This window comes from Pseudomonas helleri, from assembly GCF_009600315.1.
GTDB lineage: Bacteria > Pseudomonadota > Gammaproteobacteria > Pseudomonadales > Pseudomonadaceae > Aquipseudomonas > Aquipseudomonas helleri_A.
The window spans coordinates 65,012-79,799 of the sequence record NZ_WIWC01000010.1; the positions used below are offsets into that span (position 1 = coordinate 65,012).

Here is a 14,788-nt window from a genome sequence, read left to right on the forward strand (position 1 = left end):
AAGGGCTGGCGCAAGCCGGTTAACCAGAAACCAAGGAGATCACCATGGCGTTTAACATGAAAGGCCGCAGCTTACTGAGCCTGATGCACCACACTCAACGTGAGCTGCACTTTTTGCTGGATCTGTCCCGCGACCTGAAGCGCGCCAAGTACACCGGCACGGAACAGCCACACCTTAAAGGCAAAAACATTGCCTTGATCTTCGAAAAAACCTCGACCCGTACCCGTTGCGCGTTTGAAGTGGCCGCCCACGATCAGGGCGCACACGTGACGTACATCGACCCGGTTTCTTCGCAAATCGGTCACAAAGAGAGCATGAAAGACACCGCCCGCGTTCTGGGCCGTATGTTTGATGCCATCGAATACCGCGGCTTTGAACAGGCCATCGTCGAAGAACTGGCCAAGTATGCCGGTGTACCGGTGTTCAACGGCCTGACCGCTGAATTCCACCCGACCCAAATGATCGCTGACGTGCTGACCATGCGCGAACACAGCGACAAGCCGCTGCATGACATCAGCTACGCGTACCTGGGCGATGCTCGCAACAACATGGGTAACTCGCTGCTGCTGATCGGCTCCAAACTGGGCATGGACGTGCGTATTGGCGCACCAAAAAGCCTGTGGCCGGAAGAGTCGTTTGTAAAACAGTGCCAGGAATACGCTAAAGAAAGCGGCGCACGCATCACCCTGACAGAAGATCCAAAAGCGGCGGTCAAAGGCGTCGACTTCATCCACACCGACGTGTGGGTATCGATGGGCGAGCCGGTTGAAGCCTGGAACGAACGCATCAAATTGCTGCTGCCGTACCAAGTCAACTCGGACATCATCAAGGCGGCAGAAAACCCTCGGGTCAAGTTCATGCACTGCCTGCCAGCGTTCCACAACTGTGAAACCAAGGTCGGCAAAGATGTGGCAGAACACCACCCGAACCTCAAAAACGGCATTGAAGTGACTGAGGAAGTGTTCGAGTCCCCAATCAACATTGCCTTTGAACAAGCGGAAAACCGTATGCACACCATCAAGGCCATTCTGGTGGCAGCACTGGCTGATATCTAAGCCTCACTGCAGGAGCGGGTACGCCCGCTCCTGCAGCCCCATTCCGGTTTTTTAGAAGGACATTGTCTATGCGTATCGTCGTAGCACTGGGCGGTAACGCCCTTCTGCGTCGCGGTCAGCCCATGACCGCAGAGAACCAACGCGAAAACATCCGCACCGCCGCCGCACAAATCGCCCGTATTGCGCCTGGCAACGAATTGGTTGTGGCCCACGGTAATGGCCCGCAAGTGGGCCTGCTGTCCTTGCAAGCCGCTTCCTACAAAGAAGTCGCACCGTATCCGCTGGACGTGCTGGGCGCTGAAACCGAAGGCATGATCGGCTACATGATCGAGCAGGAACTGGGCAACGTGCTGCCCAAGGAAGTGCCGTTCGCCACGTTGCTGACTCAGACTGAAGTTGATCCCAACGACCCGGCCTTCCAAAAACCGACCAAGCCGATTGGCCCGGTTTATACGGAAGAAGAAGCCAAGCGTCTGGCGGCCGAAAAAGGCTGGGCCATTGCCCCGGATGGCGACAAATTCCGCCGTGTGGTGCCAAGCCCAAAACCCAAACACATCTTTGAAATTCGCCCGATCAAATGGCTGCTGGAACAAGGCACCGTGGTGATCTGTGCAGGCGGTGGCGGCATTCCCACCATGTACACCGAAGACGGCAAGCTGCAAGGCATCGAAGCCGTTATCGACAAGGACCTGGCCTCGTCGCTGCTGGCGCAGGAACTGAAAAGCGATCTGCTGGTCATCGCCACGGACGTCACTGCAGCCTTTATTGACTGGGGCAAACCTACGCAAAAAGGCATTTCCCATGCCCACCCGGACGAGCTGGAAAAACTTGGCTTCGCCTCGGGTTCGATGGGGCCTAAGGTAGAAGCCGCCTGCGAGTTTGCCCGTAAAACCGGCAACACCGCAGTCATTGGCGCACTGGCAGATATTGAAGCAATCGTTCAAGGTAAAGCGGGTACACGGGTCAGCACCGAGAAACCTGGCATCACCTACTTTTGAACCAGAGGGCGGGCCGCAGGGCCTGCCCTTTTCCCTTTGCCTCAAGGAGCATCCCTATGGCCTCGTTCGAACCCGGTCATTTGCACATTCATCGAGAACCCCTGCAACCTGGCGATTTCGGGTACGACATCAAGATTGACTACAAGGTCGTACAGGACCCCAAGGAGGGCAAGTCGATGCAGTTCGACATGCACGGCCAGATCAACAAGAAGGAGTTCAAGGATTCTTTCACGCTACCCAAGGACATGGCCTACAACTTTGCCCACGACGCATTTCAGATTGCCGTGAAACACGGCATTCCAAAAACCGCAGACATTCGTGCGATGCATGGTTACTACGACAAGATGTTCGCCGACGTCATGGCCCAGCTCAACCACAAGCCGGGCGATCCAATCAAACTCGACCACCTGGCTTGATCTGTAGCCGCTGAGCAGCGAAGCGAGGCTGTGTTCGTCAGCGGCTGCATAATCCTTCTTATCCTTTCGTCTTTGGCCTTGGCCTCCCCACCAAGGCATACTGGCCAACCCTGCTGGCCAAAAGTAATCACCGTTCATGCGCATCCATGTCAGTTTTATCGACCGTGTCGGCATCACCCAGGAAGTCCTGGCCTTGCTCGGTGGGAGAAACCTTAATCTGGATGCCGTGGAAATGGTTCCGCCCAACGTCTACATCGACGCCCCGACCCTGAGTCAGCAGGTCCTCGATGAGTTGCGCGATGCGCTCTTCAACATCAAGGGTGTACAGGCTGTCACGGTGGTCGACATCCTTCCCGGTCAACGCCGCCACCTGCAGCTCGATGCGCTGCTGGCAGCCATGACCGACCCAGTGCTGGCGCTGGACAGCGACGGCCATGTGCTACTGGCCAACCCTGCACTCGTGGCGCTATACGGCCATGAACCGACCGGAGAAAGTATCGGCGAACTGTTCAGCGATCCCGGCTTGCTTGGTGTGTTGCTGAGCAATGGCTTTCGTCTTCCCCTGCGCGAAGTCACGCTCAACGGTCACCCGCTGATGCTCGACGCAACGCCGATCACCGATGCCGGCGCCCTGCTCACGCTGTACCAGCCCAGCCGTATTGGTGAGCGACTGGCCGCCCTGCATCACGACCATGCCGAAGGCTTTGACGCCCTATTGGGTGATTCACCGGCTATTCGCACCCTCAAGGCCCGCGCCCAACGCGTGGCCGTGCTGGATGCACCGCTGCTGATTCAGGGTGAAACCGGAACCGGCAAAGAACTCGTGGCCCGCGCCTGCCATGCCATCAGTGATCGTTTCAACGCCCCCTTTCTGGCCTTGAACTGCGCAGCGCTGCCCGAGAACCTCGCCGAAAGCGAACTGTTCGGCTATGCCCCCGGTGCTTTTACCGGCGCCCAACGCGGCGGTAAACCGGGCCTGATGGAATTGGCCAACCACGGCACGGTGTTTCTCGATGAAATCGCTGAAATGTCACCGTACCTGCAAGCCAAGTTGCTGCGCTTTTTAAACGACGGCAGCTTTCGCCGGGTCGGTGGCGAGCGCGAGGTCAAGGTCAATGTACGCATCCTCAGCGCCACCCACCGCGACCTCGAAAAAATGGTCAGCGAGGGCACCTTTCGCGAAGACCTGTTCTACCGCCTGAATGTACTCAACATCGCCGTACCGCCCCTGCGTGAGCGCGGTCAGGACATTCTGCTGCTGGCGCGTACGTTCATGCAGCAGGCGTGCACGCAGATACAGCGTCCGGTATGCCGCCTGGCGCCGGGCACCTACCCGGCGTTGCTGGGCAATCCCTGGCCAGGCAACGTACGTCAATTGCAGAATGTCATCTTCCGCGCCGCCGCCATCTGCGAAAGCACACTGGTCGACATTGGCGATCTGGACATCGCAGGCACTTCGGTTGCACGGCAAAGTGATGGCGAGATAGAAACCCTCGAAGAAGCGGTCGAGTCCTTCGAAAAAGCGCTGCTGACAAAGCTTTATGTCAGCTACCCCTCGACCCGGCAATTGGCCAGCCGCCTGCAAACATCTCACACGGCCATTGCACACCGACTGCGCAAATACGGCATCCCCGCGAAGGAATAAGCAAAATTGTATCGAAATCATTCCAGTGGAACGATTTCGATACAGGCAGCGCTAAGCTCAACTGTGCAAGGCTTTGATCCGCAAAGACTTTTTTCCAACCCGGCAACTGTATCGATTTCGCTACAGCTGGTGTGCTGTCAACTCGCTCCAAAAATCATTAAGCCATTGAAAAATATAGATATTTTTAAACTGGCAACCATCTTGCATTCTTCTCCTCAATAAGCTCGACGTGCGCGAGCATTAACTGTGACCACCAGACATGTCTGGCCCCGAGGAGTTTGCATGAGCGAATTGCGTTTTACTGAAGACCACGAATGGCTGCGCGCCGAAGCTGACGGCAGCATCACCGTAGGCATTACTGCCTTTGCGCAAAACGCTCTGGGCGATGTGGTGTTTGTGCAACTCCCTGAATTGCAGGTCTACGACAAGGGCGCAGAAGCCGCCACAGTTGAGTCGGTAAAAGCTGCCAGCGGCGTGTACATGCCACTGGACGGCACAGTGCTCGAAGTGAACCCGGCGCTGGATGACAGCCCGGAACTGGTCAACGAAGACCCGCTGGGCGAAGGCTGGTTCTTCCGCTTCAAGCCCACCGATGCCAGCGCCGTCAGCAAACTGCTGGATCAAGATGCCTATGACCGCCTGATCAAAGCCAACGCCCAAGCCTGAGGAGCCCGTCATGACCATCAATCTCGGCACTGCCAACGAATTTATTGCACGCCACATTGGCCCGCGTCAGGCCGATGAGCAGGCGATGCTCGCCACCCTCGGGTTTGACTCCCTGGAAGCGCTCAGCGCCAGCGTCATCCCGGACAGCATCAAGGGCACCAGCGTGCTCGACCTGCCCGCCGGTCAGAGTGAAGCCGATGCGCTGGCTTCGATCAAAGCCATCGCGGCGAAAAACCAACTGTGTAAAACCTATATCGGCCAAGGCTATTACAACTGCCATACGCCCTCACCGATCCTGCGCAACCTGCTGGAAAACCCGGCCTGGTACACCGCCTACACGCCGTATCAACCCGAAATTTCCCAAGGCCGCCTAGAAGCCCTGCTCAACTTCCAAACGTTGATCAGCGACCTCAGCGGCTTGCCGATTGCCAATGCCTCGTTGCTCGATGAGGCCACCGCTGCCGCTGAAGCAATGACGTTCTGCAAACGCCTGAGCAAGAACAAAACCAGCCGTGCGTTTTTTGCATCCAGCCACTGCCACCCACAAACCCTTGATGTGTTGCGCACCCGTGCCGAACCTCTGGGCATCACGGTTGTAGTCGCTGATGAGCGCGAACTGAGCGACGTTTCGGCGTTTTTCGGCGCGCTGCTGCAATACCCTGCCAGCAACGGCGAAGTGTTTGACTACCGCGAGTTGGTTGAGCGTTTTCACGCCGCCCATGGGTTGGTAGCCGTTGCCGCTGACCTGCTGGCTCTGACCCTGTTGACGCCGCCGGGTGAGTTTGGCGCTGACGTGGCCATCGGCAGCGCCCAGCGTTTTGGCGTGCCTCTGGGCTTCGGTGGCCCACACGCGGCTTACTTCGCCACCCGCGACGCGTTCAAGCGCGACATGCCGGGGCGTCTGGTCGGTGTTTCAGTGGATCGCCACGGCAAGCCCGCGCTGCGTCTGGCGATGCAAACCCGCGAGCAACATATCCGTCGCGAAAAGGCCACCAGCAACATCTGCACCGCACAAGTGCTGCTGGCCAATATTGCCAGCATGTACGCCGTGTACCACGGCCCGGCGGGTCTGAGCCAAATCGCTCAGCGCACCCACCAACTGACGGCCATTCTGGCCAAAGGCTTCACCGCGCTGGGGCTGATTGTCGAGCAAGCGCACTTCTTCGACACCCTGACCCTGAACACCGGCAGTAACACTGCAGCTTTGCACGCCAAAGCGCACGATCAACGCATTAACCTGCGCGTGATTGATGAGCAGCGTCTGGGCCTGTCGCTGGACGAAACCAGCAGCCAGGCTGACGTCACCGCGCTGTGGGCCTTGTTGGCCGCAGACGGTCAAGCCCTGCCGGACTTCGACGCCTTGGCCAACACCGTGACCGGCATGTTGCCCGCTGCGTTGCTTCGCCAGTCGCCGATCCTCAGCCACCCGGTGTTCAACCGTTACCACTCAGAAACCGAGCTGATGCGCTACCTGCGTCGTTTAGCTGACAAGGATCTGGCACTGGATCGCACAATGATTCCGCTGGGTTCATGCACCATGAAACTCAATGCTGCCAGCGAAATGATCCCGGTGACCTGGGCCGAGTTTGGCAACCTGCACCCGTTTGCGCCCGCCGAACAAAGTCTGGGCTACCAACAACTGACCACCGAACTGGAAGCCATGCTGTGCGCGGCCACGGGGTATGACGCCATTTCATTGCAACCGAACGCCGGCTCGCAAGGCGAATACGCGGGGCTGTTGGCCATTCGCGCCTATCACCAGAGCCGTGGCGATGAACGCCGCGACATCTGCCTGATTCCGTCCTCGGCCCACGGCACCAACCCCGCCACCGCCAACATGGCCGGTATGCGGGTGGTCGTCACCGCCTGTGATGCACGCGGCAACGTCGACATTGAAGACCTGCGCGCCAAAGCCCTTGAACACCGAGATCATCTCGCCGCGCTGATGATCACCTACCCGTCGACCCACGGCGTGTTCGAAGAAGGTATCCGCGAAATCTGCGGCATCATCCATGACAACGGCGGTCAGGTGTACATCGACGGCGCCAACATGAACGCCATGGTCGGCTTGTGCGCACCGGGCAAGTTCGGCGGCGATGTATCCCACCTCAACCTGCACAAAACCTTCTGCATTCCCCACGGCGGTGGCGGCCCGGGCGTCGGCCCGATTGGCGTTAAATCGCACCTCACGCCGTTCCTGCCGGGGCACGGCACGATGGAACGCAAGGAGGGCGCAGTCTGCGCGGCGCCCTTTGGCAGCGCGAGCATTTTGCCGATCACCTGGATGTACATCCGCATGATGGGCGGCGAAGGCCTCAAGCGTGCGTCGCAATTGGCCATCCTCAACGCCAACTACATTGCCCGCCGCCTTGAAGAGCACTATCCGGTGCTGTACTCAGGCAGCAACGGCCTGGTTGCACATGAATGCATTCTGGACCTGCGCCCGCTCAAGGACAGCAGCGGCATCAGTGTCGATGACGTGGCCAAGCGCCTGATCGACTTCGGCTTCCACGCCCCGACCATGTCGTTCCCGGTGGCTGGCACGTTGATGATCGAGCCGACCGAAAGCGAGTCCAAAGAAGAGCTGGACCGCTTCTGCGAAGCCATGATCCGTATCCGCGACGAAATTCGCGCAGTCGAAAACGGCACACTGGACAAAGACGATAACCCGCTGAAAAACGCTCCGCACACCGCGGCTGAAATGGTGGGCGAATGGACTCATCCGTACAGCCGTGAGCAAGCCGTGTACCCGGTGGCGTCTTTGATCGAAGGTAAATACTGGCCGCCGGTTGGCCGGGTCGACAACGTGTTCGGCGACCGCAACCTGGTCTGCGCCTGCCCGTCAATCGAAAGCTACCAGGAGGCGTAAACACAACGCCGTAGCAGCTGCCGCAGGCTGCGTCCGGCGGCGCAGCCGTCGTAAATCTGAATGTGCGATCTATCAGTCAGAACGCAGGATCAGGTTTTACGATTGCTTCGCAATCGAACGCAGCCTTCGGCAGCTGCTACGGGATGTCCCCCCGCAAGCTAAAACCTAATAAGAAACCGGAGAACCCTATGTCGTTAAGCGTGTTCGACCTGTTCAAGATTGGCATTGGTCCTTCCAGCTCCCATACAGTCGGCCCCATGCGTGCCGCCGCGCGCTTTGTCGAAGGGTTGCGCCGTGACGGGCTACTGCTAAACACCGCCTGCGTAAAAGTCGAGCTGTATGGCTCATTGGGCGCTACCGGCAAAGGTCATGGCAGCGACAAAGCCATATTGTTGGGCCTGGAAGGCGAACACCCGGACACCGTCAACACTGACACCGTGGCCGAGCGATTGGCCACAATCCGCAGCAGCGGGCGCTTGAACCTGCTGGGCGAACACCCCATCGATTTCAATGAAAAATCGCATCTGGCGATGATTCGCAAACCCCTGCCCTATCACCCCAACGGTATGATTTTTCGTGCACTGGATGCCGCCGGCATTCAGATCCGCAGTCGCGAATACTATTCCATTGGCGGCGGCTTCGTAGTGGATGAAGGCGCTGCCGGCGCTGATCGCATCGTCGAAGACAGCACCGAGCTGAAGTATCCGTTCAAGACCGCCAAAGACCTGCTGCACCATTGCGTCACCCACGGCCTGTCGATCAGTCAGGTGATGATGGCCAATGAAAGCGCATGGCGCCCGGAGGCCGAAACTCGCAGGGGTCTGCTCAATATTTGGCAAGTCATGCAGGACTGCGTCAGCGCGGGCTGCCGCAACGAGGGCATTTTGCCTGGAGGCCTGAAGGTCAAACGACGGGCCGCCGCGCTGCACCGTCAGCTGTGCAGTAACCCCGAAGCCGCGTTGCGCGATGCACTTTCGGTGCTCGACTGGGTGAACTTGTATGCGCTGGCGGTCAATGAAGAAAACGCCAACGGCGGCCGCGTGGTGACCGCACCCACTAACGGCGCGGCCGGGATCATTCCCGCGGTGCTGCATTACTACATGCGCTTTATCGGCGGTGCCAATGAAGACGGTGTGGTGCGTTTTATGCTCACGGCGGCGGCCATTGGCATTTTGTACAAGGAAAACGCCTCGATTTCAGGCGCCGAAGTCGGCTGCCAAGGCGAGGTCGGGGTGGCCTGTTCGATGGCTGCCGGTGCCTTGTGTGAAGTGCTGGGCGGCAGCGTGCAGCAAGTTGAAAACGCGGCCGAGATCGGCATGGAGCACAACCTGGGCCTGACGTGCGACCCGATTGGCGGGTTGGTGCAAGTGCCCTGTATTGAGCGCAACGCCATGGGCTCGGTCAAGGCCATCAACGCCGTGCGCATGGCGTTGCGAGGCGACGGTCAACACTTTGTGTCATTGGACAAAGTGATCCGCACCATGCGCCAGACCGGCGCTGACATGAAAAGCAAATACAAAGAGACCGCTCGTGGCGGTCTGGCTGTCAACATTATTGAGTGCTGATTTTCAAGGAGCTTCGAATGTCCACCGAACACCTGCTTAAAACCCCTCTGCACGCACTGCACATTGAGCTTGGCGCCCGCATGGTGCCCTTTGCCGGTTATGACATGCCCGTGCAATATCCACTGGGCGTAATGAAAGAGCATCAACACACCCGTGAACATGCCGGGCTGTTCGACGTATCGCACATGGGCCAAATTCGCCTCACCGGTGCCGATGCTGCCCAGGCCCTGGAGACGCTGGTGCCGGTGGACATTATCGACTTGCCAGTGGGCATGCAGCGCTATGCCATGTTTACCAACGAACATGGCGGCATTCTGGACGACTTGATGGTTGCCAACCTGGGCAATGATCAACTGTTTCTGGTAGTCAACGCGGCGTGCAAGGAGCAGGATCTGGCGCATCTGCGCAACCACTTGAGCGAACATTGCAGCATTGAGCCACTGTTTGAAGCGCGCGCCCTGCTCGCCCTGCAAGGCCCGCAAGCCGTAACAGCGCTGGAACGGCTGGCGCCTGAAGTGGCCAACATGACCTTTATGCAATTTGCTGCGGTGCAACTACTGGGCACGGACTGCTTTGTCAGCCGCTCGGGCTACACCGGCGAAGACGGCTTTGAAATATCGGTTCCAGCAGAACAAGCCGAAGCGTTGGCTCGTCGCCTGCTGGCAGAGCCTGAAGTGCAGGCGATTGGCCTGGGAGCGCGTGACTCGCTGCGCCTTGAAGCCGGTCTGTGCCTGTACGGGCACGACATGAACGAACAAACCACGCCGATTGAAGCGAGCTTGCTGTGGGCCATTTCCAAGGCGCGCCGCGTCGATGGCCCGCGCGCCGGAGGGTTCCCCGGCGCTGAACGCATTTTCGCCCAGCAGCAGCAGGGCGTGGCGCGCAAACGTGTAGGCTTGCTGCCACAGGAACGCACCCCGGTACGCGAAGGGGCAGAGATTGTCGACGCTGACGGTACGCCTATTGGCACTGTCTGCAGCGGGGGTTTTGGGCCAACACTGGGAGCGCCTTTGGCGATGGGTTATGTGGACACCGCATTTGCATCATTGGGCGTTGATGTCTGGGCCATCGTGCGGGGGAAAAAAGTGCCGATGAAAGTGGCGAAAATGCCGTTTGTACCGCAGCGCTATTACAGAGGTTAACCTTTGGCTTAGCAGTTGCAGGCCCTGTGCAAGTGCCTGCAACACTGCCACCTTTCAGTGTCTTTGTACGATAGTAAACAATGGAGTTAAAACATCCGTTTAATTGAACACAACTATTAATATGTTCTGTTTATTAAACAGGATTCAAGCATAACAAACAGAACTCAAGGGCTTTGCTCAAAGGGTTGTTTTTTTAATTTCGTTTTCGTAGAGTTTGCTTACTGTGTTTGCAAGGGTCGCTGGAATCGTGACCTGGGCAGTAGCTTCGTTGTTTGCTACAACCCGTTCTACGTCTCTTACTTCCTGCAACCCAGCACCAGTCCTCTTCTGTGCGAAGAGGCTGTCATTAATTGTAAGTGTCAAGGAATTAAGAAATGTCCCAACGTCAAAGCGGTACCGTCAAGTGGTTTAACGACGAGAAAGGTTTTGGTTTTATCACCCCTGAGAACGGTCCCGATTTGTTTGTACACTTTCGAGCCATTCAGGGTAATGGTTTCAAAAGCCTGAAAGAAGGCCAGAAAGTTACGTTCATCGCAGTTCAGGGCCAAAAAGGCCTGCAAGCTGACGAAGTGCAAGCCGAAGGTTAACTTTCTACTGCACAAAAGCCTCTGATATTGATATCAGAGGCTTTTTTATGGGCGCAATTTCGTAAGATGGCATTTTTACCTGACTGAGAGTCTGCCATGTCTATTCCACCGCTTAGCCCCCAAGGCGAGTTTCCTGCCGTCGGACTGGGGCGCCGCTTGGCAGCCATCTTCTATGATTTCTTGCTGTGTACGGCCCTGCTGATTGTCACCACGTTTATTTACAAGCTGGTCATGATGGGCTTTATCGGCGAAACCAAAATGCGGGCGTTGTCCGAATCGGGGGCTCTGGATGGCGATCCCTTGCTCTCTACCCTGCTGTTTTTTGTTCTATTCACCTTCTTTGCCAAGTTCTGGACTCACTCAGGGCAAACCCTTGGTATGCAGGTGTGGGGCGTGCGGGTTCAGAATGCAGACGGCACCGCCATCAGCTTGTGGCAAGCACTGCTGCGTTTTATCGTGTCGATTGGTTCATGGCTATGTCTGGGACTGGGCTTTCTCTGGTCGCTGTTCGACAAGCAAAAACGTACCTGGCATGACCTTTATTCCGGCACACAGTTGGTGCGCATTCCCAAGCAAAAGAAATAGCCCACACAAAAAAGCCCGTGTCTCTCGACACGGGCTTTTTGTTATCCGGGAAGATCCCGTTGCTGCTTACTCCGCCAGCTTGAAGGTGATAAAGCTGGCACGGCCCTGACGCAGAACCCGCATCGACACCGAGCGGTTCTTCGGCAATGCCTTGGCAATATCAGCGAACTCCTTGGCATTGTTGATGGCCTGGTTGTTCAAGTGAGTGATCACGTCACCCGGTTGCAGACCGATCAAGGCCGCTGGACCGTCCTGAACATCCTTGATGATGACGCCGCCCTTGATGTCGTTGGCTTTCTTCTGCTCTTCGCTCAAGTCCGCCACAGACACGCCCAGACGGTTGCTGCTTTGCTCGGCGCCGGTGACAGCGTTCATCTCCTTGCCTTCGTCAGGAATAGCACCCACTGTCAGGTCAAGGGTTTTGCGCTTGCCGTCACGGACGACTTCAAGGCTTGCTTTGCTACCCGCCTTGAGTGCGCCGACCAGATGCGGCAGATCAGCAGACATGATGATTGGCTGACCATTCATGCTCAGAATCACGTCCCCCACTTGCAGACCACCTTTGGCAGCCGGGCCATCATCAAGCACCTGAGCCACCAGCGCGCCAGCCGGTTTTTCCAGACCGAACGACTCGGCCAGGTCCTTGTTGACCTCTTGAATCACCACGCCCAACCAGCCGCGGCTAACCTTGCCACCGGCTTTGAGCTGGTTGGCAACATCCATCGCGACGTCGATTGGAATCGCGAAAGACACCCCCATAAAACCACCGGAACGGGTGTAGATTTGCGAGTTGATACCCACCACTTCACCCGCCAGATTGAACAGAGGGCCGCCCGAGTTACCCGGATTGATTGGCACGTCTGTCTGGATAAATGGCACGTAGCTTTCATTCGGCAGGCTGCGATTGATTGCACTGATAATCCCTTGGGTCACGGTATGGTCAAAACCGAACGGAGAGCCGATCGCGACTACCCATTGACCCGCCTTGAGGTCCAGAGACTTGCCCAGCTTCAGGACAGGCAAATTCTTGCCATCGATTTTCAACAAGGCAACATCGGAACGCGGGTCGGTGCCGATAACCTTGGCTTTCATTTCACTGCGATCGGACAGGCGCACGATAATTTCATCAGCATCGGCCACCACGTGGTTGTTGGTCAGAATGTAACCATCCGGCGAGATGATAAAACCCGACCCCAGTGACTGGGCCTCACGCTGTCGGCCGCCCTGCCCGCCACGCGGTTGTGGGATGCTGCGTTCAAAGAAATCACGGAGGCCTGGTGGCAGACCTTCCAGATCAGGCATTTGGCCCATGCTGGAAATTCGACGATCCGGCAATTTTTGCGTGGTACTGATGTTCACCACTGCCGGCGAAGCTTGCTCGACCAACTGTGTGAAGTCAGGCAGCTGTGCTTCAGCCAAGGCTGGCACTGCCTGCCCGAGCATCATTACGGCTGCAAAAATGGGTAAATAAGATTTCAATCGAGGCATCGACATACAGCTCCCGTTATTAGCAGCAAAGTTAAGCGGCAGGCACCAAAAACCAAGGTCAAAGCATAGACCGTTTTTCAGGCCCCGAAAAACAAACAAGGCCAGAGCCCTTCAGGACTCTGACCTTCATAAAAACATAAGGGATTGGCAAACTGAAATTGTCACCTGCCATGTCTGAGCCGCCCTAAGGTTTGGCCTGAGGTTCGACCACACCTGCTCGCATAGACAGCGCGATTCGCTCAGCGGTGCCCATGGGAATTTCGCCTACTACGGTCGCCATCATATCGCCATCCGGACTGGTGAGATGACGCGAAACGGCAACGGTCGGTCCCAGCTGCAAGCGGCTGTCGGGAACCGAAGCGCCAAGCAGGGGTTCAAGAAAGACCGAGAAGCGGGTCAAGCCATCGTCATACAGGAGGTTGGTGACTTCTGATTTGGTCTGTGGATCACGTGTAACAGCACTTGCGACCAGTTCAAAACCGGAAGGCAGCCAATCCGAATGCCACTCCTCAGAAGATTTCGGCGCGGGCGCAGAAGTGTTTGATGCAACCGCTGAAAGGCATCGCCCTGTAGGCTGAAGCTGGCTCTCGCCGGGTGCAACAGGGTCAAACGTGGTGAATTGAAAGCGCTCCAGTAACTGCCCCTTGTCATTAAGCAGCAAGGACTTGAGGGTCACGCCGGTTTCGCTGTCCAGATAAAGCTCAAACCCATAGCGATGCTGATCGCGCGGGCTCAAGGTAATCACTTCAACCGGCCGACCGGCAACACGAGAGTCTCCCGTCTTGGCCACTGAATACCAGTTGATCAACTTTTGCGCATCAAACTTGCGCGTCGCGGCAACACGGACGTTGCCTAGACCGGAAATCGTCTTGCCACCGACACACTCAGTGCGGCCGTCACTGCGAACTACCTCCTGAGCAGCGCCATCCAGTTGCATCAACCGTTCACGCGTTTTGCCATCCAGCACGCTGTGCCAAATACCGTGGGTAGAAAAACTACCATTACGCTCGTAAACGAAAGTGCCTTGATAGCTTTGCTGCTGCTCAGCCTGCCCAAGACGTTTAAGCCAGTCCTGGGCTTCATCTGCATGGGCAGGAACAGCAAACCAGCCACTGAGCAGAAGAGGTAACAGAGGTAGAACGCGCATCATGTTCCTTAACGATTATCCAGACTTGCAGCACGGGCGTAAGGCAGAGGACTTTCAGTGTCCTTAGCCGCCGCCTGCTGGGCGTGCTGACGCAGGTAACCCGGCAGACGCTGATCCTGCCAGCCCGGCTGACCTTGCAGCACACCATTGGCCATAGGGCCTGTGCCCTGCTCGGCGCTCTCACTGTAGTTGGCCAGTACTGCAGGGCCTTTAACAGTCGGCGTAGTCACACTTTGCGGGCTACCTTGCTGAGCAAGTTGAGCACCGACGATGTCGTCCTGGTTATACAGGCGCACACCCGCCAACACAGCCACTGTGACTGAGGCAGCGACGGCCAGACGGCCAATGCTACGCCAAGGACCACGTACAACCTTGGCTGGGGTTTGCTCTTCGGCCAAAGCGGCCGAAACGGCTGATGCGATGTCCAGACGCGGAATCAGCAGATCCTTGTGCATCACAGCACGGGCCACTTGGTAACGAGACCAGGTATCACGTGTTTGTGTATCGTCAAAGGCATTCAATACCCGACGTATTTCCAGTTCGTCCGCTTCGTTATCCATCACCGCGGACAGCGATTCCTGCAGGGCTTCACGACTCATGGCGGTTCCTCTCTTGGCTGTCGCCG

13 protein-coding genes are annotated in these 14,788 nt (G+C 57.3%); 10 read left to right on the forward strand and 3 right to left on the reverse strand.

Features of this window, described 5'->3' with window-relative positions; translation table 11 throughout:
* Positions 1-44: 44 nt before the first annotated feature.
* From GHN86_RS08695 to GHN86_RS08740, 10 genes are all read left to right on the forward strand, one after another.
* Entirely contained in the window at positions 45-1,055 is a 1,011-nt protein-coding gene (locus GHN86_RS08695) for an ornithine carbamoyltransferase (RefSeq protein ID WP_153378383.1), read from the forward strand.
* A gap of 68 nt (positions 1,056-1,123) precedes the next feature.
* Entirely contained in the window at positions 1,124-2,053 is a 930-nt protein-coding gene (gene arcC, locus GHN86_RS08700; protein WP_153378382.1) for a carbamate kinase, read from the forward strand.
* A 56-nt stretch (positions 2,054-2,109) separates the two neighbouring features.
* Positions 2,110-2,469 carry a DUF5064 family protein gene (locus tag GHN86_RS08705; RefSeq protein WP_153378381.1) on the forward strand — a complete coding sequence of 120 codons (360 nt, stop codon included), beginning with the start codon at positions 2,110-2,112 and terminating at the stop codon, positions 2,467-2,469.
* Between the two features lie 136 nt (positions 2,470-2,605).
* On the forward strand, positions 2,606-4,114 hold the full coding sequence (locus GHN86_RS08710; protein ID WP_153378380.1) for a sigma-54-dependent transcriptional regulator: 1,509 nt from the start codon (positions 2,606-2,608) through the stop codon (positions 4,112-4,114).
* A 282-nt stretch (positions 4,115-4,396) separates the two neighbouring features.
* Positions 4,397-4,780 carry a glycine cleavage system protein GcvH gene (gene gcvH / locus GHN86_RS08715; RefSeq protein ID WP_153378379.1) on the forward strand — a complete coding sequence of 128 codons (384 nt, stop codon included), beginning with the start codon at positions 4,397-4,399 and terminating at the stop codon, positions 4,778-4,780.
* Between the two features lie 10 nt (positions 4,781-4,790).
* Complete coding sequence (gcvP, locus tag GHN86_RS08720; RefSeq protein ID WP_153378378.1) at positions 4,791-7,649, forward strand: aminomethyl-transferring glycine dehydrogenase; 2,859 nt, start codon at positions 4,791-4,793, stop codon at positions 7,647-7,649.
* Positions 7,650-7,837: 188 nt separating this feature from the next.
* Entirely contained in the window at positions 7,838-9,214 is a 1,377-nt protein-coding gene (locus GHN86_RS08725) for an L-serine ammonia-lyase (protein ID WP_153386444.1), read from the forward strand.
* Between the two features lie 17 nt (positions 9,215-9,231).
* Entirely contained in the window at positions 9,232-10,356 is a 1,125-nt protein-coding gene (gcvT, locus tag GHN86_RS08730) for a glycine cleavage system aminomethyltransferase GcvT (RefSeq protein ID WP_153378376.1), read from the forward strand.
* Positions 10,357-10,730: 374 nt separating this feature from the next.
* The gene (locus GHN86_RS08735; protein WP_153378375.1) at positions 10,731-10,943 is read left to right on the forward strand and encodes a cold-shock protein; all 213 of its coding nucleotides are present in this window, start codon (positions 10,731-10,733) and stop codon (positions 10,941-10,943) included.
* 96 nt (positions 10,944-11,039) lie between these two features.
* Positions 11,040-11,528 carry an RDD family protein gene (locus tag GHN86_RS08740; protein WP_153378374.1) on the forward strand — a complete coding sequence of 163 codons (489 nt, stop codon included), beginning with the start codon at positions 11,040-11,042 and terminating at the stop codon, positions 11,526-11,528.
* A 66-nt stretch (positions 11,529-11,594) separates the two neighbouring features.
* Here GHN86_RS08740 and GHN86_RS08745 read toward each other — a convergent pair whose 3' ends face one another.
* From GHN86_RS08745 to GHN86_RS08755, 3 genes are all read right to left on the reverse strand, one after another.
* Positions 11,595-13,022, reverse strand: a complete 1,428-nt coding sequence (locus tag GHN86_RS08745) for a DegQ family serine endoprotease (RefSeq protein ID WP_153378373.1) — start codon at positions 13,020-13,022, stop codon at positions 11,595-11,597.
* A 178-nt stretch (positions 13,023-13,200) separates the two neighbouring features.
* Complete coding sequence (locus GHN86_RS08750) at positions 13,201-14,163, reverse strand: MucB/RseB C-terminal domain-containing protein (RefSeq protein ID WP_153378372.1); 963 nt, start codon at positions 14,161-14,163, stop codon at positions 13,201-13,203.
* 8 nt (positions 14,164-14,171) lie between these two features.
* A complete protein-coding gene (locus GHN86_RS08755; protein WP_153386446.1) occupies positions 14,172-14,762 on the reverse strand; it encodes a sigma-E factor negative regulatory protein in 591 nt (196 codons plus the stop codon).
* Between the last annotated feature and the right edge of the window lie 26 nt (positions 14,763-14,788).